Origin of the sequence: Sphingobium sp. TCM1 (genome assembly GCF_001650725.1) — a bacterium.
GTDB lineage: Bacteria > Pseudomonadota > Alphaproteobacteria > Sphingomonadales > Sphingomonadaceae > Sphingobium.
Genome location: NZ_LXVX01000039.1, coordinates 179,186 through 201,705, shown reverse-complemented (window position 1 = coordinate 201,705; position 22,520 = coordinate 179,186). Strand labels below are relative to the sequence as shown.

Below are 22,520 nucleotides of genomic sequence, written 5' to 3'. Positions count from 1 at the left end.
AAGGCCCTACAGCTTCCGGGCGTAGATCAGGTCCCGGAACGGCTCGTCGCCGACCATGAAGGTCAGCTCGCCGACATGGACAAAGCCGTGCCGGGCATAGAAGCGCCGGGCGCGCTCATTCTGCGGATAGACCGCCAGCAGTAGCCGCTGCGCGCTGCGACGCCGCGCTTCTTCCTCTACCAGCGCCATCACCCGGTCGCCATGGCCGCCGCCCTGCCATCCGGCGAGGAGATAGACGCGCTTGATCTCCAGGTCGCGGGCCGCGTCGGTCGGCAGCGGCAGGTCGGGCGGCGTCATCATGACATAACCCACCGGCGCGCCGAGCGGCGTTTCCCCGATCAGGACGGTCTGAGCCGGATCGGCGAGCGCGGCCTGATAATAGGCCTCGCCATGCGCGTTCCGGATATGGGCGACCAAGGCGGCGCCCGGATGGTCGTGCGCGAAGCTGGCGAGGAATGTCGCGCCGCCCAGGATCGACAGCGCGGCGGCGTCCTGTGGCTCGGCGCGTCGCCAGGCGATCGGCGTCATGCCCGGCGGCTCAGCGCGTCCCCGGCCCCAGCGCGGGGTCGAGGTCGCGCGGGCGGGTGAAGCTGGCCAGCGTCGCGCCCTTGGTCGCCGCCTGGCGCCAGTGGTCGATCGCCAGGTCCAGCACGGCCAGGCTGGCTGTCGGGAACTTGACCTCCACATCCTCGCGCAGCGGATTGGCGCCATCGTCGGGCACCAGGTCCAGTATCAGTTCCTCGAAGCCCGGATTATGCCCCGCCATCAGCACATGTGCGGCGCTGTCGGGCAGGTCGCGCACCACGTCCAGCAGGGTCGGCGCGGAGGCGAGATAGATGCGGCGATCCCAATGGGCGTCCAGCGTCTCGCCATAGCCGGCGAAGAATGTGTCCAGCGTCTGCACCACCCGCACCGCGGGAGAGGCGATCAGAAAGTCGAACGCCATGTTCCGTTTTGCGGCGAACTGGCCCATCAGCAGCGCGGCCTTCTCTCCCCGGCGGTTCAGAGGCCGGTCGAAATCGCGCGCCACCGGATCGTCCCAGTCCGATTTGGCGTGGCGCAACAGGGTCAGACGCTTCATTTTCTCTCCTGTTGGGGCAAGCCGGATTCGCGCCCCTGATGCCCTAACGAACCGGCTTCGCCAAGCGTTTCGCTGCTCGCCCCGGCGCTGACGGCAATGATCGCCTCGTCCAGCGTCAGCCGGCGGATCGGCGTGCCGGGGGGAAAGGCGGTCAAGAGGCGGCTTGGCATGGCGGCCGACAGGATGACGAAACTGCCCCGGTCCTCGGCCCGGCGGATCAGGCGACCGAAGGCCTGGGCGAGCCGCGCCCGGATCAGCCGGTCGTCATAGGCGTTGCCGCCGCCGGCGAGCCGACGCGCGGCGTGCAGGACGGTCGGCTTGGACCAGGGCACGCCTTCCATCACCACCAGCCGCAGCGAATGGCCCGGCACGTCGACGCCGTCCCTCAACGCGTCGGTACCGAGCAGCGAGGCGCGCGGATCGTCGCGGAAGATGTCGACCAGTGTGCCGGTGTCCATCGGATCGACATGCTGGGCGTAGAGCGGCAGGCCGCCACGCGCGAGCCGGTCGGCGATGCGGGCGTGGACGGCGCGCAGCCGCCGGATCGCGGTGAACAGGCCCAGCGTCCCGCCGCCCGCCGCCTCGATCAGCCGGCCATAGGCACCCGACAGCGCGGCGATGTCGCCCCGCTTGATGTCGGTGACGATCAGCACCTCCGCGCGGCCCGGATAGTCGAACGGGCTGGTCGCCTCGAACCGCTCCGCGCCATGGGGCAGGTGACGCGCGCCGCTGCGCCTTTCGGCATTGTCCCATTCGCCCCCGCCCTTGAGCGTCGCGGAGGTGACGATCACGCCCTGTGCCGGTTTCAGCACGGTTTCGGCGAGCGGGCGGGTCGGGTCGAGCCAGTGGCGGTGGATGCCGATGTCGAACTCGCGCCCCTCGATCCGGTCGACGGTCATCCAGTCGACATAATCGGGGTCGGCCGGGCCGCCGATCCTGGCGAGCAGCGCCAGCCAGGCGGCGATCAGGTCGCGTCGCCAGCCCAGCGAGGCGACCGCACCCTCGATCCGCGCCCGCGCCGCGCCGTCCAGCCAGTCGGGCGCATCCTCGATCACCGCCTCCAGCCGGCGGGCGAGGCGGACGAGCGGCTTGACGAGGGCGTCGAGAGCCAGCGCGGCCTCCTGCGCGGCTTCCACCAGCGCGCCGTCGGGCTCCGCCAACTCGGTTTCCAGTCCATAGCCGGCGTCCGCCTCCCCGGCGTCTGCGGCGCGAGCGTAGACGGTGCCCCGGACCGCGCCGAGCAGCGCCTCCAGCGGGCCGAAGGGTTCGCCCGCCACCACGCGCTTCAGCCAGTCGTCGGCGGGCAAGGCCTGCGCCGCGTCCACCGCCGCGCGGATCGCCTGTCCGCCCTCCTCGTCATAGCTCGCCATGTCGGACAGGCGCGCGGCCAGGCCCCGGCGGCGTCCACGCGATCCGCCCTCCGGCCCCATGATCCAGCGACGCAGCTCGATCGCCTCCTGCCCGGACAGCGCGACCGAGAAGGTCGAATCGGCGGCGTCGAAGAGATGATGGCCTTCGTCGAAGATGATCCGTTGCGGCCGCTGCCCCGTTTCCCGTCCGCGCGCGGCGTTGATCATCACCAGTGCATGGTTGGCGATGACGATGTCGGCATCGACGCTGGCGCGGGCCGACCGCTCGATGAAGCATTTGCGGTAATGCGGGCAGCCGGCATAGATGCACTCGCCGCGCCGGTCGGTGAGGGCGGTGGAGCCATTGCGGCGGAACAGCGTCGGCAACCAGCCGGGCAAGTCGCCGCCGACCATGTCGCCATCCTTGCTGAACGCCGCCCAGCGCGCGACCAATTGCGCCAGGATCGCGGCGCGCCCGGAAAAACCGCCCTGGAGCGCATCTTCGAGGTTGAGCAGGCAGAGATAATTTTCGCGCCCCTTGCGCACCACCACTCGCCTGGCCGCGACCGCCGGATCGGGGAAGAGTCGCAGCGATTCGCGGTCGAGCTGGCGTTGCAGCGCCTTGGTGTAGGTCGACACCCACACCGTCCCCTGCGCCTCTCCCGCCCAGAGCGAGGCGGGGGCGAGATAGCCCAAGGTCTTGCCGATGCCGGTTCCGGCTTCGGCCAGCAGCATGTTGGGCTGGTCGCGATGCTGGCGCGGGCGAAAGGCGGTGCTCGCGGCGGCGGCATAGGCGCGCTGGCCGGGACGGGGTTCGGCCATCGCTCCGGTCAGCGCGTCGAGCCGGGCCAGCACCTGATGTTCGGGCAGGGTGATGCTGCGGGGGGCGGGACGGGGCTGCGCCTCCTCCCATTCAGGCAGCTTGGAAAAGAGCCAGCGTTCCGCTTCCTTCGGCCGGGCGATGCGCGGCGCGACCAGCGGCGACCAGGGCCAGCGCAGCCGGTGCAGCGCCTGCGCGGCGGTCCAGCCGCCTTCGCGCTCCGGCCAGTCAGGCGATGCGAGGCGGGCCAGCAGCAGCGTTGCGCCCTGTTGCAGCAGCGCGGGAATATCCCCTTCATGGGTGGGTGCGGGCAGGTCCAGCGCCTGCGCCAGTCCCTTGGGCGTCGGCACCAGGAATCGGGCAGGGTGGAGGAAGGCCCAGAGTTCGAGCAGGTCGAGGCCATTGAGGTCGGGATAGCCGAGCCTTTGTCCCGTCAGCGGCGCATTGAGCAGCAGCACCGGCGTTTCGGCGGCGCGCGCGATCGCCTGTCCCTTGGCCAGCGCCTGGGTGCGGCCGTCGTCGCGCAGCCAGATTCCGCCATGGCTGGCGTGGAGTGCGGGCAATGTGGCGGGATCGATCACTCGCCGGGGTTTAGGCGAACGGGAACAAAAGGAAAACCTGATTCAGCCGATCCGGCGTCCGAATCCACCACCGCCCATCATCGCCTGAATGCGGGGCTGGAACGCGGCGGGCGTGCGCTTTGCAGCGCGGGCCAGTTCGAGCCGGTCGAACAGCGGTCCGTCGCTCAGTTCATAGGGAAAGCGGATGCCCATCCGGTCCTCTTCGGACCAACGCACCGTGCCGAAGGTGATGAAGCCATCCAGATCGATCTGGCAGGAACTGCCGGCAGGGAGGCTGCACCCCACGACCTGCGCCCCGCCTTCGCTCAGGTCGATGATCGTGCCTTCCAGGCTGTCGAGTACCGTCGTCACGACGATCGGGATGTCCACCGAGACGCGCTCACGGCTGCGCTGTATGTGCATAGGGCCTCCAATCGCCGCAATCATGCACAAACAGGGTTAATGAAATGTAAAGGTGAGAACGATTCTCAACGCGCTTTTGCCTCGAAATAGCGTTTCCTTCGCGCATGTCCGGAGCTAGGGGCTTTGGCACTATGACCATGTCCGACATTCTCCGCAGCGCCGCTCAGGCGTCCAAGGCCTGGCCCTATGAGGAAGCCCGCAAGCTGCTCAAGCGCTACCCCGGTGCTGCGCCCGACAAGGGGCATATCCTGTTCGAAACCGGCTATGGCCCGTCGGGCCTGCCGCATATCGGCACCTTCAATGAAGTGCTGCGCACCACCATGGTCCGCAACGCCTTCCATGCGCTGTCGGATATCCCGACCCGGCTGGTGGCGTTCAGCGACGACATGGACGGGCTGCGCAAGGTGCCGGACAATGTCCCTAACCAGGCGATGCTGACCGAATATCTGGGCAAGCCGCTGACGCAGGTACCCGATCCCTTCGAGAAATATGAGAGTTTCGCGCATCATAACAATGCGATGCTGCGCGAGTTTCTCGACCGTTTCGGATTCGACTATGAATTCGTCTCGGCGACCGAGCGCTACAATGCAGGCGCCTTCGACGAAGCGCTGCGCCAGGTGCTGCGCCGTTACCAGGCGATCATGGACATCATGCTGCCGACCCTGCGCAAGGAACGGCAGGCGACCTATTCGCCGGTGCTGCCGATCAGCCCGAAGAGCGGCATCGTGCTTCAGGTGCCGGTCGAGGTGATCGACGCAGAGGCCGGTCTCGTCCGTTTCGAGGATGAGGGCGAGATGATCGAGCAGTCGATCCTTTCGGGCGGTGCCAAGCTGCAATGGAAGGTCGACTGGGCGATGCGCTGGTACGCGCTGGGCGTCGACTATGAAATGGCGGGCAAGGATCTGATCGATTCGGTGACGCAGTCGTCGAAAATCTGCCGCGCGCTCGGCGGCCGCCCGCCCGAAGGCTTCAACTATGAGATGTTCCTCGACGAAAAGGGCGAGAAAATCTCCAAGTCCAAGGGCAACGGTCTTAGCCTGGAACAATGGCTGACCTATGGCCCGCAGGAGAGCCTGGCTTTCTACGCCTATCGCGAGCCGAAGAAGGCCAAGCAGCTGCACATGGGCGTGATCCCGCGCGCGGTCGACGAATATTGGCAGTTCCGCGGCAATTATCCCCGCCAAGCGATCGAGCAGCAACTGGGCAACCCGGTGCATCACATCCACGACGGCAAGCTGCCGGAGGGGGAACTGCCGGTCACGTTCGGCCTGTTGCTGAACCTTGTGGGCGTGATGGGTGACGCCAGCAGCGACCAGGTCTGGGGCTATCTCCAGAATTATGTGCCCGGCGCGAGCGCGGAAACCTATCCCGAGCTCGATGCGCTGATCGGCCATGCGCTGGCCTATCACCGCGATTTCGTAGCCCCGACGCTCCAGCGGCGCGCGCCCGAGCCGAACGAGGCTGCGGCGCTCGCCCGGCTGGACTCGGAACTGGCGGCGCTGCCGGGCGAGGCTACGGCTGAAGATATCCAGAATATCGTCTACGCCATCGGCAAGGATGAGGCGTTCGGCTTCGCCGAACTGCGCGACTGGTTCAAGGCGCTTTACCAGACGCTGCTGGGCGCCGACCAGGGACCGCGCATGGGCAGCTTCATCGCGCTCTATGGTGTTGAAAACAGCCGCAAGCTGATCGCAGAGGCGTTGGCGGGATAATTTATTGCGCAAACCGGCGCGGAACGGGAACATTCTACCCGATTTCGCGTTTGCGCATATGGTCCACCCCCCTTTCGGACTGGTGATGCGCCTTGCGCGTGTCATCGGCCGCGTGCGCCCGGAAACGGGCGGCGCGGCCAAGGGCGGGAAAGAGGAAACGGCCCCGATCGGATGATCGGAGCCGTTTTTTTTCTCTCGCAGCGCTTACCAGAAGAAGCCGCGATTCACCTCCATCACACGACCGGTACGGACGTTGACCAGCAGCACGTCATTATAGTGGCGGACCCAGCGCAGGTTCGCGCCCGGACGGGGCAGGCGATAGCGATAGGGGTCGGCGATATAATAGCGCGAGCTGTAATAGGTCGGCCGCAACTGCGCGCCCCGGTTCCAGGCGGTGTAGCGGAAAGGCGCGCGCCAGTTGCCGCCGCGATAGACGTCGCGGTGCGATCGGCGATAATCCTGCCAGTCCTCGCGTGCTTCCTGCCGGGCGTCGCGGACATCGCGGCGCGCCTCGCGCACGTCATGGCGGTCGCCATAGCGCTGCGCCTGGCGCAGGTCGCGCTGTTCTTCACGCACATTGCGTTCGCTGCGGCGCGCCTCGCCATAGGATTGGGCAGACGCGACGCCGAGAACGACGGTGGCGGCCAGCAGACCCAGAATGATGAACTTACGCATAGAATATCTCCCATTCGGCTTGACGGATGAACCCCGTCAGTGAGGCCGGGTTCCTTCGTCAACGAGAGGAGATATGCCCTGCCGCGCCTGAACGGGTCGGGAATGATCCAGTCAGATTCCAGTCATTTATGTCGCAAAGTGTATCGCCGGCTGGTGTCTGAAAATGCGCTGGAATGCGCGTGTCGAGGCGGCACCGGCCGGCTCCCCCACCCATATGATATTGGCGCCGGGCGGCACGCTGGGGCGCAGGTCGACGCAGCCGGCATCACCCCCAGGGGCGTTCGCGAAACCATTTGGTGACGACATATTTTGTGCCACGTTCGACCGGGCGCGCCGCGTGCAGGCTGAAGCGGTTGGGCGCGCCGTCGCGGTCCATATTGTTCCAGATCAGGATCATACCCTCGACCGGGGGCACCATGAATTCGCACTGCGGGAAATGCGTCTCTCCCCCCGCCTCGACGGGCGAGAGGTAGATCATCGCCGTCCAGGTGCGCTGCCCCCCGCTCTCGCGCATGGCCTGCCAATAATCGGCCGTCACCGGGAAATAGTCGCAATGGACCCGATATTCCTGGCCCTCGGTATAGCGCTGCCCCTGCAACGTTTCGCCATGGCTGGCGGGCAGGCCGGTGAGCGCGCAGATGCGGCCGGTGATGGATTCGACCAGCGGGTTCCACGGGCTGAGATTGCCGCTATGGCTCGTGCGATAGTCGGCGTTGGCGCTGCCGGAAAAGAGCGACGACGGCCTGGCGCTGGCGTCGATCAGTTCGCGCAGGCCGGCGCATTCCTCCGCGCTCAGGAAATTCTGGCGGCCGTAGATGTCCAGATGCGGCGAATCGATCCGGCTCACCATCGGATTGCGGTCCAGCCGGGCGCGGACGCTGGCGCCAAATTGCGCGCGGGCGGGCGAGGCGATGCCCCCGTCGTCGATCATGTCGGTCATCCCCGCCCATTGCCACAGCGGAGGCGGGCATGAAAAGACCCCGGCGCGTCGCCACGCCGGGGCCAGGCACTCCTGAAGGCCAGTTCAGGAAGGGGAGTGGGCCGTTCGCCTACCAGAAGAAATCATGGATCACGTCGACGACATAGCCGTCGCGCAGATCGACCAGCAGCGCATCGTCATAATAACGCACCCAGCGCAGCGTGCCGTAGGCGGGCGGCAGGCGATAGGCATAGGGATCGCTCAGCCAGTAGCTGTTGGAATAGAGCAGGCTGTTGAGGAATATCCCCACCGAAAAGCGCCGATAGCCATAGTCCCAGCCGCGCGGGGCATAATAGCGGCCGATCCGGTAGCGGTCGCCATAGCGGCTGCGATAGCTGCTCCAGTCATAGCGGCGATCGTTGCGCCAGCCATTGTCCCAGCGCCGCTGGTTGCTCCAGCGGGTGCGGTCGTCGTAGCGGCGGCCATTGTTCCAGCTGGTGCCGCTCCAGCCGCGATTGTCGGTCCAGCGCCGGTCGTCGCGCCGGTCGTTCCGCCAGTCCTGCCGGTCATCCCTGCGGTCGTTGCGCCAGTCCTGGCGATCGTCGCGGCGGTCGTTCCGCGCATCATGCCGGTCATCGCGCCGGTCGCCGCGCCACTCCTGTCGATCGTCCCGCCGATCGTCGCGCCAATCCTGTCGCTGCTCGCGCCGTTCGCGCGCCGCCTGCTCGACGGCGCGGTTGGCGGGCAGGTTGGGTTCCCCGCGCCAGCGTGAATCGGGGCGCGGCGGGGCCATTTGTCCGGCAGGCGGTTGGGCCGCACGCTGCTGCCAGCGCTGCCCGCCAGCATCGCCGCGCTGTTGCCAGCGTTGCGCGCCGCCCTCGCCGCGCGCCTGGTTTGGGCGTTCGCCGCGCCAGCCCGCGCCGTCGCCACCCGCCCGGGCAGCGCGCTCGCCGCGATTGCCGCGTTCCTGCCCCGCCTGCGCCTGGGCATAGGCGGGCGCGATCCCGCCCAGCAGTGTCGCGCCCATCAGGCCGGCCAGCATCATTTTCCTGAACATCGTTCATATCCTCAACCGGGGACAGACCGTCCCGTCATGATGCCGGTATAGGTGATGCGGCGTGTCGCAAGTCTGAACCCGACCGTCAGCGTTCAGAAAGGAAATCGACAACCCAATATGGACATCGGGGCATATATTTCTCATCCTTCGTTGTTGTAGCGGCGCAGCAACAAAATTGCGACGCGGCGGAAAAGCTGATCCAGATCAGTGCAAGCCGCTTTCACTCCCTTTAGGACTGCCGAGTGAAGAAATCCCCCGATGACGGCCGCGTGCGTCAGGCCCTGCGTGATGCGACGATGGACAGCCATCGGCGCGTGGATGCGCTGTTCGCGGATTTGCCGCTCGATTCGGCGACAAGCTACCGCGTCTTCCTGACCGCCCATGGCCGTGCGCTCGGTGCGATCGAGCCGGTCGCCCGTCCGGCATCGCCGCGTCTGCCGCTGCTGGCCGACGATCTGGATGCATTGGGAACGGCGTTGCCCGCGCCGTTGCCAGCCGCCGACGAAGCGGCCGACGGCTATCGCTGGGGGCTTCTCTACACGCTCGAAGGATCGCGGCTGGGCGGCGCGATGCTGGCGCGGCAGGTGGGGGAAGGCCTGCCCAGCGCCTATCTCTCCGCCGTTCATGGCAAGGGCGAATGGCTTTCCTTCCAGCGCGCGCTCGACAGCGCTGCGGCGGAAGGCGGCGAAGGCTGGCTGGAGGACGCCGTGCAGGGCGCTCTGGCCGCCTTCGCCCTGTTTGCCAGGGCGGGCGAGGAAGCGCGGATGGCCGGACATGGCTGATGGCCGTGATCCTGGCGCGATCGATTTCGCCGTCGACCTCACCAACTGCGATCGCGAGCCGATCCATGTGCTGGGCAAGGTCCAGCCTTTCGGCTTCCTGATCGCGTTGACGGCCGACTGGCTGGTGTCGCGGGTGTCGGCGAACAGCGCCGCCTTCATCGGCCTTGCGCCGGACGATCTGCTGGGCCGGCCGATCAGCGCGATCTTCTCCGGCGATGCCATCCATGCGCTGCGCAATCGCATCACCCTGCTTCGCGGTCCCGATTCGGTCGAGCGCGTCTTTTCGCTCGCGCTGATGGACGGCGGCACGGCCTTCGACGTGGCGGTGCATTTCTCCGGCCCGCTGGTGGTGATCGAGGCCGAACCCGCCAGCCATGACGAAATGGAGGCGAGCAGCACCGTCCGGTCGATGGTGGCGCGGCTGGGACAGGCGGACGGCATGACCGCCTTCCTGCGCGATGGCGCGCGTCAGGTGCGGGCGCTGACCGGTTTCGACCGGGTGATGGTCTATCGCTTCGCCGACGGCGGCGACGGCGAGGTCGTCGCCGAAGCGCTCAAGCCCGGCGTCGACAGCTTCCTCGGCCTCCACTATCCGGCGTCCGACATTCCGGTCCAGGCACGCGCGCTCTATCTGCGCAACATCTTCCGCATCATCGCCGACGTGCACGCGGAGCCGGTGCCGGTCGTGCCCGCGCTGGACCCGACCGGGGCGGCGCTCGACATGTCGCTGTGCCTAACGCGAGCGGTGTCGCCGATCCATATCGAATATCTCGGCAATATGGGCGTGGGCGCGTCGCTCTCCATCTCGATCATCGTCGACGGCAGGCTGTGGGGGCTGTTCGCCTGCCATCATTACAGCCCGCGCCTGCCGACATTCGCCCAGCGCAGCGCGGCCGAACTGTTCGGCCAGATCTTTTCGATGATGCTCGAAAGCCGCGAGCGCGCCGAAACCGCCACCTATGAGGGCAAGGCGCGGCAGGTCGCCGACCGTCTGCTGGCGGCGGTGGCGCAGGATCATGACCTGCTGTCCAATGCGCGCTGGCTGGGCGACATCATCTTCGACACGATTCCCGCCGATGGCGTCGGCGTTTATATCGACGGGCAGATGACCTTTTCGGGCCTGACGCCCGACGAGCCTGCCTTCGTCGCGATCGTGCAGATGCTGAACCGGGTCGCCGCCAGCCAGGTCTATACGACCGACAGCCTGACCCGCGTCCTGCCCGAAGCGGCGGTCCATGCCGATCGCGCCGCCGGCATCCTCGCCATTCCGTTGTCGCGCCGGCCGCGCGACTATGTCGTGCTGTTCCGCGCCGAACAGTTGCGATCGGTGCGCTGGGCGGGCAAGCAGGACAAGCATATCGAATATGGCCCGAACGGCCCGCGCCTCACTCCGCGCAAGAGTTTCGAACAATGGTCGCAACTGGTGCAGGGCGTGGCGCTGCCTTTCACCCCGGCCGAACTGCGCGTTGCCGAAGCGCTGCGTACTGCGTTGCTGGAGGTGATCCTGCGCCTGTCGGACTCCGCCGATGCCGAACGGCAGCGCGCGCATGAGAAGCAGGAACTGCTGATCGCCGAACTCAACCACCGGGTCCGCAATATCCTCTCGCTGATCCGCGGCCTGCTGTCTCAGACCCGCGACAGCGCCGGATCGGTGGAGGAATTTATCGCCACGCTGGAAAGTCGCGTCCATGCGCTGGCGCGTGCACATGACCAGATCACCGCCGATCGATGGAGCCCGGCACGGCTCTACGACCTGATCGAGGTGGAGGCGGGCGCCTATCTCGGCGAACGCAGCGACCGGGTGCGGCTGACCGGCCCCAATGTGCTGCTGACGCCCGGCTGCTTTACCGTGCTGGCGCTGGTCATCCATGAAATGCTGACCAACGCCGCCAAATATGGCGCGCTGTCGGACAATGGATCGGTGTCGATCGATTGGCGCGTGGACCAGGATGGCAGCCTGCTGATCGACTGGGTCGAAAGCGGCGGCCCGCCGGTGGTCGCGCCGACGCGTCGCGGCTTCGGTTCCACCGTGATCGAACGCTCGATCCCCTATGATCTGGGCGGTCATGCGGAGATCCATTATCGGCTGGCCGGGATCGAGGCGCAATTCTGCGTGCCGTCGCGCCATGTCGTTTCGGTTCTGCCCGACGGCATCGGGCGGGAGCGTGCAAAGCCCGCGGCGCCGGCGACGCCCAGCCTGCTCAAGGGCCGCCACGTCCTGCTGGTCGAGGACAATATGATCATCGCCATGGACGGCGAGGATGCGCTGCGCGACCTGGGGGCGGAGGTGATGACCGCCGCGAGCGTCGGCCGCGCGCGCGAAGCGATCGCGACCCAGCCGGTTGATCTGGCCGTGCTCGACTTCAATCTGGGCCATGAGACCAGCCTGCCGGTGGCGGATCTGCTGGCGGAACGGGGCATCCCTTTCCTCTTCGCGACCGGCTATGGCGACGGGCTGGAACTGCCGGCGCGTTTTCAGTCCATGACGCTGGTCAAGAAGCCCTATTCGGGCGCGACGCTGGCGCAGGCGCTGGGACCGGTGATGGACGCCCAGGGCTGAAACCGACAGCGAAACAGACAGTTTCCGCATTGTCCGTTGTCCGCATCGGGCGCAGTCCCGATTGTACGACCATGACACAACCGACCTTGTTCATCCCCCATGGCGGCGGTCCCTGCTTCTTCATGGACCCTTCCGATCCCGACCGGCCGCACAGCGACCCGATATGGCATCCGATGCAGGATTATCTGGCGGGCCTGATCGCCGACCTGCCCGAACGGCCAAGGGCGATCCTGCTCGTTTCGGGACATTGGGAAGAGACGGACTTCACTGTCCATGTCGGTGTCCAGCCAGAGCTGCTGTTCGACTATCATGGCTTTCCGCCGCACACTTATGCACTGCGCTGGGATGCGCCGGGCGCTCCCGATCTGGCCCGGCGCGCGGCGGGCCTGCTGCGCGATGCCGGCTTCGCCACGGGCGAGGAAGCGGCGCGCGGCTGGGACCATGGCGTCTTCATTCCGATGAAGGTGGCGCTGCCCGATGCAGACATTCCAATCGCGCAGCTTTCACTGCGCCATGACCTCGATCCGGCGGCCCATATCGCCGCGGGCTGCGCCCTGGCGCCGCTGCGCGACGAAGGCGTGCTGATCGTCGGGTCGGGCATGAGTTTCCACAATCTGCGCGTGCGCGGGCCGCAGGCGATCGCGCCGTCGACCGCCTGGGACTATGCGCTGACCGCCGCCGTCACCGACCCGGACCCGGAGCGCCGGGCGATGCGGGTCGCCGCCTGGGACCAGTTGCCGCAGGCCCGCTTCGCCCATCCGCGCGAGGAGCATCTGCTGCCCCTGATGGTGGCGCTGGGCGCAGGAGGCGACGATGCGGCGACCTGCGACCATCGCAGCAGCGTGATGGGCTGGACCGTGTCGGGCTATCGCTTCGGCTGAGCGGTGGGGCGGCCGAGAGCCGGAACCGTCCGCGCCGCCTCTTCGGGCGCGATGCCCGGTGGCGGCGCAGCGGCCACCTGTTCCTCCCCCCGCATGATCCGCCCCGCGCGCTTGATCGCGCCCCGGAGCCGGGGATAGATGCCGCAGCGGCAGATATTGGTGATCGCGGCGTCAATCTCCTCGTCGCTCGGATCGTTGGTCCGGCGCAGCAGCACCGACGCGGCCATGATCATGCCGGGGATGCAATAGCCGCATTGCGACACATTGTCGGCGGCGAATGCCTGTTGCAGCGGATGGCCGCGATCGGGCGAAAGCGCCTCGATCGTGGTGACGAAGCGCCCCTCGGTCTTGCCGATCGACACCTGGCAGGCGCGTATCGCCTCGCCATCGATGTCGACCGTGCAGGCGCCGCAGTCGCCGGTGCCGCAGCCATATTTGGTGCCGGTGAGGTTGGAGGCATCGCGCAGCGCCCAGAGCAGGGGCGTGTCCGGGTCCATCCGATATTGCACCGGCCGGTCGTTGACGGTGAATTTGGTCACGCCGCCTCTTCCTCCTCCACCTTGTGGTAGAGGACTTCGTTGCGGATATGGATGGTGCGCGAGGCGAGCCGGATTTCCTGGATGAAGGTGGCGAAGGCGCCCGCCTGCAACAGCATGGCCAGGCTGAACAGGATTGCGATCGGCGTGCCGAGATGGGCGCCGAACAGATTGCCCGCGAACAGCAGGATGACGACCAGGCAGACCGCGCAGGCCGATGCGACCGACAGGAAGATGGCGGCATTGACCACGCTCATCCGCCGGTCGAGCACGCGGATCTCGCTCACCATCCGGTCATGCTCCTTGCCGCGGGTGGTGAGCACCAGTTCCTCCACCGCGCGGGCGCGATCGATGATCCGCGCCAGGCGGCTGACGCAGACATTCAGGAAGGCGCCGATGCCCGCCAGCAGGAAGACCGGTGCGAGCGCCAGCTGGATCGTCTGTGCGACCTGCGAGACTTGGGGGAGGGCGGGGATCATGGTCATCCCCGCTTCCCTACCAACCAGCGGATCAGGAGAAAAGTGGCGATGCCGCGCCCGCCCGTCCGGTCCGGTCGATAGTTCAGGCCACGCCCTTGGACGAGGGGGTGTTGATGCCCATGGACTTGAGATACTGCTTGATGTTGCGCGCCGCCTGGCGCAGCCGCTGTTCATTCTCGACCATGGCGATCCGCACGAAGCCCTCGCCATCCTCGCCATAGCCCACCCCCGGCGCGACCGCGACCTTGGCGTGGGTCAGGAGCTGCTTGGAAAATTCCAGGCTGCCCATCTCTTTCAGCGCGGGCGGCAACGGTGCCCAGCAGAACATCGACGCGCGCGCCGGCGGAATGTCCCAGCCCGCCCGGCCGAAGCTTTCGACCAGCACGTCGCGGCGCTTGTGGTAGAGCTGCCGGTTCTTCTCGACGATGTCCTGCGGGCCGTTCAGCGCGGCGCAGGCCGCTGCCTGGATCGGGGTGAAGGCGCCATAGTCGAGATAGGATTTCACCCGCGTCATCGCCGCGATCAGCTTCCTGTTGCCGACCGCGAAACCCATGCGCCAGCCGGCCATGCTGTAGGTCTTGCTGAGCGAGGTGAATTCGATCGCGACATCCTTGGCGCCCGGCACCTGGAGGATGGAGGGCGTCGGGTTGCCGTCGAAATAGAGTTCGGAATAGGCGAGGTCGGACAGGATCCAGACCTTGTTCTCCTTCGCCCAGGCGACCAGCCTTTCGTAGAAGGCGAGGTCGACCGTCTCCGCCGTCGGGTTGGACGGATAGTTCACCACCAGGATCGACGGGCGTGGCACGGTGAAGGCCATGGCGCGATCGAGTGAACGAAAATAATTCTCGTCCGGCGTGGTCGGCACCGACCGGATGGTCGCGCCCGCGATGATGAAGCCGAAGGTGTGGATCGGATAACTGGGGTTGGGGGCCAGCACCACGTCGCCCGGCTCGGTGATCGCGGTGGCGAGGCTGGCGAGGCCTTCCTTCGACCCCATGGTCACGACGACCTCGGTTTCGGGGTCGATGTCCACGCCGAAGCGGCGACCATAATAGTTGGCCTGCGCCTTGCGAAGGCCGGGGATGCCACGCGACTGGGAATAGCCGTGGGCGCTCGGCTTCTGCGCGACCTCGATCAGTTTCGCGATCACATGGTCGGGCGGCGGCAGGTCGGGATTGCCCATGCCCAGATCTATAATATCCTCTCCCGCGGCGCGGGCCGCGGCCCGCATCGCGTTCACTTCGGCGATGACATAGGGCGGCAGGCGCTTCATGCGGTAGAATTCTTCGGACATTATTGGGGCTTTCCTGAAAGCTCTCTGTAGGGAATAGTGCGTGACGCGCCGCTGACGTGTCACAATCTGGCTATAACCCGCCAATCTGTGACGCGCCAGTGAAAGCCGCGCCCACGGACGATGCCAGGAAGAGGAAGGTGGCCATGCAGAACGCCGACATCATGGAGCCCCATCTGCCCACCCTGGAAGAGATGCAGCAATGGACCCAGGTGATCGGCCGCGCCCAGCAATTGATGCTGGAGCAGGCGGCGGGCACCACCGGCCAGACCCTGCCCTTCGACCCGGCGATCGTCGCCCGCATCCAGACCAGCTTCGCGGACGAGGGCATGGCCTTGTGGCGGCGCTTCCTCGATTCGGGCGGACTGCTGCGCAGCCAGCCGGCGCCGGCGCCGGCGACCAGCCCCGCTTCGCGCAAGGATAGGCGGTTTGCCGACCCGGCCTGGACCGAACATCCCTTCTACGACCTGATCCGGCAAAGCTATCTGCTGCTGTCCGACTATCTCATGAAGATGGCTGACGCGGTCGACGGGGTGGACCCGAAGCAGAAGGCCAAGCTGCGCTTCGCCACCACCGGCCTGCTCGACGCGATCGCGCCCAGCAATTTCCCCTTCACCAACCCGCAGGTCGTGCAGAAGACGATCGAGAGCGGGGGTGAGAATCTGGTCAAGGGTCTCAAGCATATGCTCGCCGACCTGGAGAAGGGCCAACTCACCCATACCGATGGCACCCAGTTCGAGCTGGGGCGCAACATCGCCGCGACGCCGGGCAAAGTGATCCACGAAACCCCGCTCTACCAGCTGATCCATTATGCACCCACGACGGACGCGGTGCTGGAGACGCCGCTCATCATCTTCCCGCCATGGATCAACCGCTTCTACATTCTCGACCTCTCGCCCGAAAAAAGCTTCGTCAAATGGGCGGTGGACCAGGGGATCAGCGTCTTCCTGGTGTCCTGGAAGTCGGCCGATGCGTCGATGAAGGATCTGGTCTGGGACGATTATATCCTGAAGGGGCAGGTGGACGCGATCGACACGGTGCGCGACCTGCTGAAGGTGAAGAGCGTCCACACGATCGGCTATTGCGTGGCCGGGACCACGCTGGCCGCGACGCTGGCGTTGCTCGCGGCGCGGGGTGAGGCGGAAAAGGTGGCCAGCGCGACCTTCTTCACGGCGCAGGTCGATTTCAGCCAGGCCGGCGACCTGGCCCTGTTCGTCGATGACGAGCAGATGAAGATGGTCGAGCAACTGTCATCCAAGGGCTTTTTGGACGGGCGCTATATGGCGGCGACCTTCAACCTGCTGCGCGGTCGCGACCTGATCTGGAGCTATGTCGTCAACAATTATCTGCTCGGCATGGATTATCCGCCCTTCGACCTCCTCTACTGGAACGGCGACACCACCAACCTGCCGGCGCGCTGGCATCGGGATTATCTGACGCAGCTCTATCGCGACAATCTGCTGGTGGTTCCGGGCGCGATCAGCATCGACGGCACGCCGATCGACCTGACCAGGATCATGACCCCGGCCTATGTCCAGGCCGGCAAGGAGGATCATATCGCGCCGCTGGAAAGCGTGTGGCAGCTGACCCGGAACCTGTCCGGGCCGATCCGCTTCCTGCTCGCCGGTTCGGGCCATATCGCGGGCGTCATCAACCCGCCCGCGGCGATGAAATATCAATATTGGGCCTGTGACGAGGCGCAGCCGACGCTGGACGCCTTCCTGGCGGGTGCGAAGGAGACGAAGGGCAGCTGGTGGCCCGACTGGCGCGGCTGGATCGAGGGACTCGATTCGCGGACGGTGCCGGTGAAGGGCGCGCGCGTGCCGGGCAAGGGCCGGTTCAAGGCGGTCGAGGATGCGCCGGGACGTTACGTTAAGGCGCGTTAACTCCTTCTAATCCTGCCTTTGCGACAGGGCGCCGGAGTCTTGCGGCGGGTCGTGGATGGCAGTTTTGTTGCACTGCACAATAAGTGTTGCATTGGACTTGCGATCGCTATATTGTGCACTGCAACAAACGGAGGATGGTCATGGCCGATACCCCGAAGACCCCGAGGAACACACCGCGCAGCAAGGCCGGTACGACGACATTGTCGGCGACCGAGGCGCTCAAGGCTGCGGAAGCGGCGATCGGCGTTGAACCCGTCAAGAAGAAGCCTGCCCCCAAGCCCGCGCCCCGCAAGGTCGCGACAGCGAGCGTGAAGCCGGTGGACAGCAATCCGCAGGATAATGTGCCGCCCGTCGACACCAACCCTCAGGACAGCGTGAAGCCGATCGACGTCAATCCGTCGGGTCAGCCCGCCGAGCCGGAGGCAATGCCGGTCGATCCGGTGGCCGTCATCGCCGCCACCACCGCCGTCGATGCTGCGCCCGAGCCGGAGCCTGCGGCCGAGACGCCGGCGCCCGTCATGGCGCCGACCGTGACCGAACCCGAAATTACAGAGAGCCTGGCCAAGGCCGAAACCATCGCGACCCAGCCGCTGCCCGCCACAGAAGGAACCAAGATCATGAACGACGTCATCGAAACCGGAAAGAAGTTCGCCGAGGAAACCAAGGCCAAGTTCGAAACCGCCTATGCCGATTTCAACGAGAAGGCCAAGGCCAATGTCGAGAAGTCGACCAAGGCGATCGAGGAACTGAGCGACATCGCCAAGGGCAATGTCGAGGCGCTGGTCGAATCCGGCAAGATCGCCGCCAAGGGCATGGAATCGCTGGGCCAGGAAGCCGTCGACTATGGTCGCAAGAGCTTCGAGAAGGCGACGACCTCGTTCAAGACCTTCTCGACGGTCAAGACCCCGACCGAATTCTTCCAGTTGCAGAGCCAGCTCCTCTCGAGCAGCTTCGACGAATTCACCAAGGAAGCCGCCAAGAGCAGCGAAGCGCTCATGAAGCTGGCCGGTGATGTCGCCCAGCCGCTGACGGCGCGCGTGACCCTGGTCACCGACAAGGTGAAGTCGCTCGCCGCCTGAGGCGTCCCGGCCCCCGGACTATAGCGCGAGGGCGCCCCTTCCACCGGGAAGGGGCGCCCTTTGCATGAGGGCGATGCGCTCCGTGGCGCGCCGAGTGGCCACAGCGACCCCTTGCCATGACCGGACGAATCGCCATATCCTGCTTCATCATGAACAATGTCACCACCGCATCGGCGTGGTCCGTGAAGATGGCGGGCCGGGATCAGGACGATCAGGGCGAGGGACCGGGCGGCCCCAGCGTCGGCATCGCGACCCGTACCCGCACGCGCACCAAGAAGCCGTCCCTCTACAAGGTGTTGATGCTGAACGACGACTATACGCCGATGGAATTCGTCGTGCATGTCCTGCAGAGCTTTTTCCGCATGGACATGGAGGAAGCCACCCGGGTGATGCTCCATGTCCATCAGCGCGGCGTCGGCGTCTGCGGCATCTTCAGTTACGAAGTGGCCGAGACGAAGGTCAACCAGGTGATGGATTTCGCCCGGCAGAACCAGCATCCGTTGCAATGCACGCTGGAGAAGGCGTGACGCCCTGCGCGCGTCGACCGGTCGAAAGCCTGTGTAGCGCTTATATTTCATATCATTACATGACTGAAATATAAGGTTTTTTTAGAAATTCATCGCATGATGTCCCTGCCAACATGAAGTGGGGACTTCAAGCATGACCAGCATATCCAATAATTATGGCATGGCGATGCCGCCATCGCCGCGCGCGATGATGGATCGTCGCATCGACGCCGCCGTGGAGGCGGGATCGCTCTCCGAAGTGGACGGCGACGCCCTGGAAACCGCGCTCGATTCGATCGACAGCGCGCTGTCTTCCACGGCGAGCGACGGCACGTCGCGGCTCGATCCGTCCGAGATGCAGGACCGGATCGAGTCGCTGATCGAGGAACAGGTTTCGGCGGGCACGCTGACGGAGGAACAGGCGACGCAGCTCCAGAGCTTTTTCGCGCAAGGGCCAGGGGGCGGTTCCGGCACCGATGCTGCCAGCAGCGATGGCGGCATGGCGGTCGAAGGCATGGGCGGGATCGGTGGTACCGGCGCGATGCGTGGCCCGCCGCCCGGACCGCCGCCGTCCGGCAGCGCGAGCGAGGACAGCAGCGGTTCGACCGACAGCAGCGATAGCGCCAGCGCCACCGAGCAGCTCGATTCGATCATCGCCTTTCTGGAAAATCTGCGATCGAGCCTGACGCAGTCGCTCTACGGCGGCACGGCAACGAGCACCGACAGCAGCAACAGCGGGCTGGTCGTCGACAGCCTCGCCTGATCCTGACGTCACCGGGGACGGGTGACGGAGCCGGCGGGGCTTCGCCGTCCCGCCGGCATCGCCTTTAGATGCTTCCCTTGCCCGACGGCGCGTCCTACATCTGCGCCGGTGAGCGAGGAGAGCCAAGCCGCCATCCATGATCTGGCCGTCATCGGCGGCGGGGTGAATGGTTGCGGGATCGCCCGCGACGCGGCGGGGCGGGGCGCCAGCGTGCTGCTGCTGGAGCGGGGCGACTTGGCGCAGGGCACATCCTCCGCCTCCACCAAGCTGATCCATGGCGGGCTGCGTTATCTGGAGCATGGTGCGTTCGCACTGGTGCGCGAGGCGCTGTCGGAGCGCGAGCGGCTGTGGCGGATCGCCCCACACATCATCCATCCCATGCGCTTCGTCCTGCCTTGGACCAGGGGGCTGCGGCCGCGCTGGATGCTGCGGCTCGGCCTGTTCCTCTACGATCATATCGGCGGCCGCCGCGCGCTGCCCGCGACCGAGGCGATAGACCTGCGCCATCATGTGGCGGGCGCGCCGCTCAAGCCCGGCTTCGGCCCCGCCTATTGCTATTCGGACGGCTGGGTCGATGACGCCCGGCTGGTGATCCTCAATGCGCGCGATGCGGCCGACCGGGGCGCGGACATCCGCACGCGGACCGAGGTGACGGGGCTGGCGCGTGCCGATCATGGCTGGATCATCGACGCGCGGACCGGCGATGGCGCCCCGCTGCGTTTTCGTGCGCGGGCGCTTGTCAACGCGGCCGGGCCGTCTGTGCTGGCGCTGATGTGCATGGCTCGTGGGAGGGGCGACGGCCGGATGCGGCTGGTGCGCGGGTCGCATATCGTCGTGCCGCGCCTGTTCGATCACGGCTTCGCCTATTTTTTCCAGCTGCCCGACGGGCGCATCTTCTTCGCCATTCCCTATGAGCGCGACTTCACCCTGATCGGCACCACCGACCGCGACCATGATGGCGGGCTGGACCATGTCGTGGCCAGTCCCGAGGAGATCGCCTATCTGTGCGCGGGCGCGAACCGCTATTTCGCCCGGTCGATCACACCGGCCGATGTCGTGTGGAGTTATGCCGGAGTGCGGCCGCTGATCGATGACGGGTCGACCCGGCCCGAGGCGGCGACGCGCGGCTATCGGCTGGAACTGGAGGGGGACGCGGACGGTGAAGCGCCGCTGCTCCATGTGCTGGGCGGCAAGATCACGACCTATCGCCATCTCGCGGAGGAAGCGGTGGCGCTGCTCCAGCCGCATCTGTCCATGCTGCAAGGCGGCGACTGGACGGCCGACGCGCCGCTGCCGGGCGGCGATTTCGCGACGGCGGGGCTTGCCGATCTGATCGCGGGGCTGGCGCGCGACTATCCCTTCCTCGACGCGGCGAGCGCCGACCGCATCGGCCGGGCCTATGGCACGCGGGCGCGCGACTGGCTGGGCGAGGCGCGCGGCATGGCCGATCTGGGTGTCCATTTCGGTGTCGGGCTGACCGAGGCCGAAGTCGCCTATCTGGTGGCGCGCGAATGGGCGCGAACCACCGAGGACATCGTCTGGAGAAGGACCAAATTGGGCCTGCGGCTGAATGCGGCGCAGCTCGCCGCGCTCGACGCATGGCTGAAGGAGAGGCAATGGGCGAACGCATGATCCTGGTGCTGGACGAAGGCACGACCTCGACCCGCGCGATGCTCTACACGGTGGAGGGGGTTCGGGTCGGGACTGCGCAGCGGGAACTGACCCAATATTATCCCCGTCCCGGCTGGGTCGAGCATGATGCGGCGGAAATATGGGACCGCACCCTGGCCTGCGCGCGCGAGATGGTCGCCCAAGCCGGCGGGGCAGGCCGGATCGCGGCGATCGGCATCACCAACCAGCGCGAGACGGTCGTCGCCTGGGACCGGCGCACCGGCGCGCCGCTGGCGCGCGCCATCGTCTGGCAGGACCGGCGGACCGCCGGCCGGTGCCAAGCCCTGCGCGAGCAAGGCCATGAAACGCTGGTCCAGGCGCGCACCGGGCTTGTCATCGATCCCTATTTTTCCGGGACCAAGATGCGCTGGCTGATCGACCATGCACCCGATGTCGCGGCTGCGGGGGATGCGTTGGCGCTGGGAACGGTCGAAAGCTGGCTGGTCTGGAAACTGACCGGCGGCGTGCATGTCTCCGACGCCAGCAATGCCAGCCGCACCCAACTGATGGCGCTGGACGGGCAGGACTGGGACGCGGGACTGTGCGGCCTGTTCGGCGTGCCAGGGGCGGCGCTGCCCCGGATCGTCGACAATGCCGGCGCGTTCGGCGCCGTGATGCCGGACCTGCTGGGCGGACCGATCCCGATTTGCGGGCTGGCCGGGGACCAGCAGGCCGCGACCATCGGGCAGGGTTGCCTTGCCCCCGGTGCGGTCAAGGCGACGCTGGGGACGGGGGCGTTCATCCTGGCGCCTACGGGCGCGACGCCGCCCATCTCGTCCCATCGCCTGCTGGGCACGGTGCTGTACCAGAACGAGGGCGTTCGCCATTATGCGCTGGAAGGCGCGATCTTCGTGGCCGGCAGCCTGGTCCAGTGGCTGCGCGACCGGATGGGGCTGATCGAGACGGCGGCCGACACGGAAGCGATCGCCCGATCCGTCCCCGACAATGGCGGCGTCGTCCTGCTGCCCGCCCTGTCGGGTCTGGGCGCGCCGCATTGGCAGGCGGGCATGACCGGGAGCATCCACGGCCTGACCCATGGCACCGGCCGGGCGCATATCGTCCGCGCCGCGCTCGAATCGATCGCGCACCAGGTGCATGACCTAGCGGCTGCCTTCGCTGCCGATGGCGCGCCCTGGCACATGCTGAGGATCGACGGCGGCATGAGCGCCAATGACTGGATCGCGCAGGATATGGCGGACATATTGCGCCTGCCGGTCGATCGGCCCGCCGATGTCGAAACCACCGCACGCGGCGCGGCGATGCTGGCGGCGGTGGGGGCGGGCATATTCCCGACTCTGGCGGCGGCGGTCGCGGCGTGGGAATCGCAGCGGACCCACTTCGCCCCCGTCATGCTGGCGGCAGAACATGCGGGGAGGCTGGCCGGCTGGCAATCGGTCCTGGCGAAAAGCCTGCCGACGGTCTGAGCTTCGCGCGCCTGCGTGGCCCGGCCATTTCGCGCATCGTGAGCAAATATTAAGGTTAGCATTGTA

General features: G+C 66.7%; 20 protein-coding genes. 10 read left to right on the top strand and 10 right to left on the bottom strand.

The window, feature by feature from the left end:
- Window positions 1-6: 6 nt before the first annotated feature.
- Genes A7Q26_RS21550 through A7Q26_RS21535 form a run of 4 tightly spaced genes read right to left on the bottom strand, consistent with a single transcriptional unit; the run spans window position 7 to window position 4,233 of the window.
- Window positions 7-528 carry a GNAT family N-acetyltransferase gene (locus A7Q26_RS21550; RefSeq protein ID WP_066864313.1) on the bottom strand — a complete coding sequence of 174 codons (522 nt, stop codon included), beginning with the start codon at window positions 526-528 and terminating at the stop codon, window positions 7-9.
- Window positions 529-538: 10 nt separating this feature from the next.
- Window positions 539-1,081, bottom strand: a complete 543-nt coding sequence (locus A7Q26_RS21545) for a SixA phosphatase family protein (protein WP_066864310.1) — start codon at window positions 1,079-1,081, stop codon at window positions 539-541.
- Window positions 1,078-3,831: an ATP-dependent DNA helicase gene (locus tag A7Q26_RS21540; RefSeq protein ID WP_066864307.1), complete on the bottom strand. Its 2,754-nt coding sequence runs from the start codon at window positions 3,829-3,831 to the stop codon at window positions 1,078-1,080. Before A7Q26_RS21540 ends, A7Q26_RS21545 begins: the two co-directional genes overlap by 4 nt.
- Before the next feature lie 42 nt (window positions 3,832-3,873).
- The gene (locus A7Q26_RS21535; protein WP_066864304.1) at window positions 3,874-4,233 is read right to left on the bottom strand and encodes a PilZ domain-containing protein; all 360 of its coding nucleotides are present in this window, start codon (window positions 4,231-4,233) and stop codon (window positions 3,874-3,876) included.
- Between the two features lie 131 nt (window positions 4,234-4,364).
- Between A7Q26_RS21535 and A7Q26_RS21530 the strand changes: the two genes are divergently transcribed.
- Window positions 4,365-5,945: a lysine--tRNA ligase gene (locus tag A7Q26_RS21530; RefSeq protein ID WP_066864301.1), complete on the top strand. Its 1,581-nt coding sequence runs from the start codon at window positions 4,365-4,367 to the stop codon at window positions 5,943-5,945.
- A gap of 204 nt (window positions 5,946-6,149) precedes the next feature.
- On the opposite strand, the gene A7Q26_RS21525 is transcribed toward A7Q26_RS21530, so the two are convergent.
- The 3 genes from A7Q26_RS21525 to A7Q26_RS21515 all read right to left on the bottom strand — a co-directional run bounded on the left by A7Q26_RS21525 (window position 6,150) and on the right by A7Q26_RS21515 (window position 8,596).
- A complete protein-coding gene (locus A7Q26_RS21525) occupies window positions 6,150-6,620 on the bottom strand; it encodes an RcnB family protein (protein WP_066864298.1) in 471 nt (156 codons plus the stop codon).
- A 265-nt stretch (window positions 6,621-6,885) separates the two neighbouring features.
- Window positions 6,886-7,560, bottom strand: a complete 675-nt coding sequence (locus A7Q26_RS21520; RefSeq protein ID WP_066864295.1) for a prolyl hydroxylase family protein — start codon at window positions 7,558-7,560, stop codon at window positions 6,886-6,888.
- A 109-nt stretch (window positions 7,561-7,669) separates the two neighbouring features.
- Window positions 7,670-8,596 (bottom strand): RcnB family protein, encoded by a 927-nt coding sequence (locus A7Q26_RS21515; RefSeq protein ID WP_066864292.1) that lies wholly within the window; start codon window positions 8,594-8,596, stop codon window positions 7,670-7,672.
- A gap of 242 nt (window positions 8,597-8,838) precedes the next feature.
- Here A7Q26_RS21515 and A7Q26_RS21510 point away from each other — a divergent pair, with 242 nt between their 5' ends.
- From A7Q26_RS21510 to A7Q26_RS21500, 3 genes are all read left to right on the top strand, one after another.
- Window positions 8,839-9,378, top strand: coding sequence for a biliverdin-producing heme oxygenase (locus A7Q26_RS21510; protein ID WP_443018178.1), 540 nt, complete (start codon window positions 8,839-8,841; stop codon window positions 9,376-9,378).
- Window positions 9,371-11,938, top strand: a complete 2,568-nt coding sequence (locus A7Q26_RS21505) for an HWE histidine kinase domain-containing protein (RefSeq protein WP_066864288.1) — start codon at window positions 9,371-9,373, stop codon at window positions 11,936-11,938. Before A7Q26_RS21510 ends, A7Q26_RS21505 begins: the two co-directional genes overlap by 8 nt.
- Window positions 11,939-12,009: 71 nt before the next feature.
- Window positions 12,010-12,819: a DODA-type extradiol aromatic ring-opening family dioxygenase gene (locus A7Q26_RS21500; protein ID WP_066864285.1), complete on the top strand. Its 810-nt coding sequence runs from the start codon at window positions 12,010-12,012 to the stop codon at window positions 12,817-12,819.
- Here A7Q26_RS21500 and A7Q26_RS21495 read toward each other — a convergent pair.
- The 3 genes from A7Q26_RS21495 to A7Q26_RS21485 all read right to left on the bottom strand — a co-directional run bounded on the left by A7Q26_RS21495 (window position 12,804) and on the right by A7Q26_RS21485 (window position 15,128).
- A complete protein-coding gene (locus A7Q26_RS21495; protein ID WP_066864280.1) occupies window positions 12,804-13,358 on the bottom strand; it encodes a (2Fe-2S)-binding protein in 555 nt (184 codons plus the stop codon). The two genes, A7Q26_RS21500 and A7Q26_RS21495, sit on opposite strands and share 16 nt — an antisense overlap.
- On the bottom strand, window positions 13,355-13,834 hold the full coding sequence (locus A7Q26_RS21490; RefSeq protein ID WP_198163031.1) for a DUF2721 domain-containing protein: 480 nt from the start codon (window positions 13,832-13,834) through the stop codon (window positions 13,355-13,357). Before A7Q26_RS21490 ends, A7Q26_RS21495 begins: the two co-directional genes overlap by 4 nt.
- Before the next feature lie 82 nt (window positions 13,835-13,916).
- Window positions 13,917-15,128, bottom strand: coding sequence for an LL-diaminopimelate aminotransferase (locus tag A7Q26_RS21485; RefSeq protein WP_066864273.1), 1,212 nt, complete (start codon window positions 15,126-15,128; stop codon window positions 13,917-13,919).
- A 143-nt stretch (window positions 15,129-15,271) separates the two neighbouring features.
- Here A7Q26_RS21485 and A7Q26_RS21480 point away from each other — a divergent pair, with 143 nt between their 5' ends.
- The 6 genes from A7Q26_RS21480 to A7Q26_RS21455 all read left to right on the top strand — a co-directional run bounded on the left by A7Q26_RS21480 (window position 15,272) and on the right by A7Q26_RS21455 (window position 22,454).
- On the top strand, window positions 15,272-17,011 hold the full coding sequence (locus A7Q26_RS21480) for a PHA/PHB synthase family protein (protein WP_066864272.1): 1,740 nt from the start codon (window positions 15,272-15,274) through the stop codon (window positions 17,009-17,011).
- A 140-nt stretch (window positions 17,012-17,151) separates the two neighbouring features.
- On the top strand, window positions 17,152-18,090 hold the full coding sequence (locus A7Q26_RS21475; RefSeq protein WP_066864269.1) for a phasin family protein: 939 nt from the start codon (window positions 17,152-17,154) through the stop codon (window positions 18,088-18,090).
- A 116-nt stretch (window positions 18,091-18,206) separates the two neighbouring features.
- Window positions 18,207-18,617: an ATP-dependent Clp protease adapter ClpS gene (gene clpS, locus A7Q26_RS21470; RefSeq protein WP_066864265.1), complete on the top strand. Its 411-nt coding sequence runs from the start codon at window positions 18,207-18,209 to the stop codon at window positions 18,615-18,617.
- A gap of 133 nt (window positions 18,618-18,750) precedes the next feature.
- Window positions 18,751-19,359: a hypothetical protein gene (locus A7Q26_RS21465; protein ID WP_066864262.1), complete on the top strand. Its 609-nt coding sequence runs from the start codon at window positions 18,751-18,753 to the stop codon at window positions 19,357-19,359.
- A gap of 108 nt (window positions 19,360-19,467) precedes the next feature.
- Window positions 19,468-20,991, top strand: coding sequence for a glycerol-3-phosphate dehydrogenase (locus A7Q26_RS21460; RefSeq protein WP_066864259.1), 1,524 nt, complete (start codon window positions 19,468-19,470; stop codon window positions 20,989-20,991).
- Entirely contained in the window at window positions 20,976-22,454 is a 1,479-nt protein-coding gene (locus tag A7Q26_RS21455) for a glycerol kinase (protein ID WP_066864256.1), read from the top strand. The genes A7Q26_RS21460 and A7Q26_RS21455 overlap by 16 nt, the downstream gene beginning before the upstream one ends.
- Window positions 22,455-22,520 lie beyond the last annotated feature (66 nt).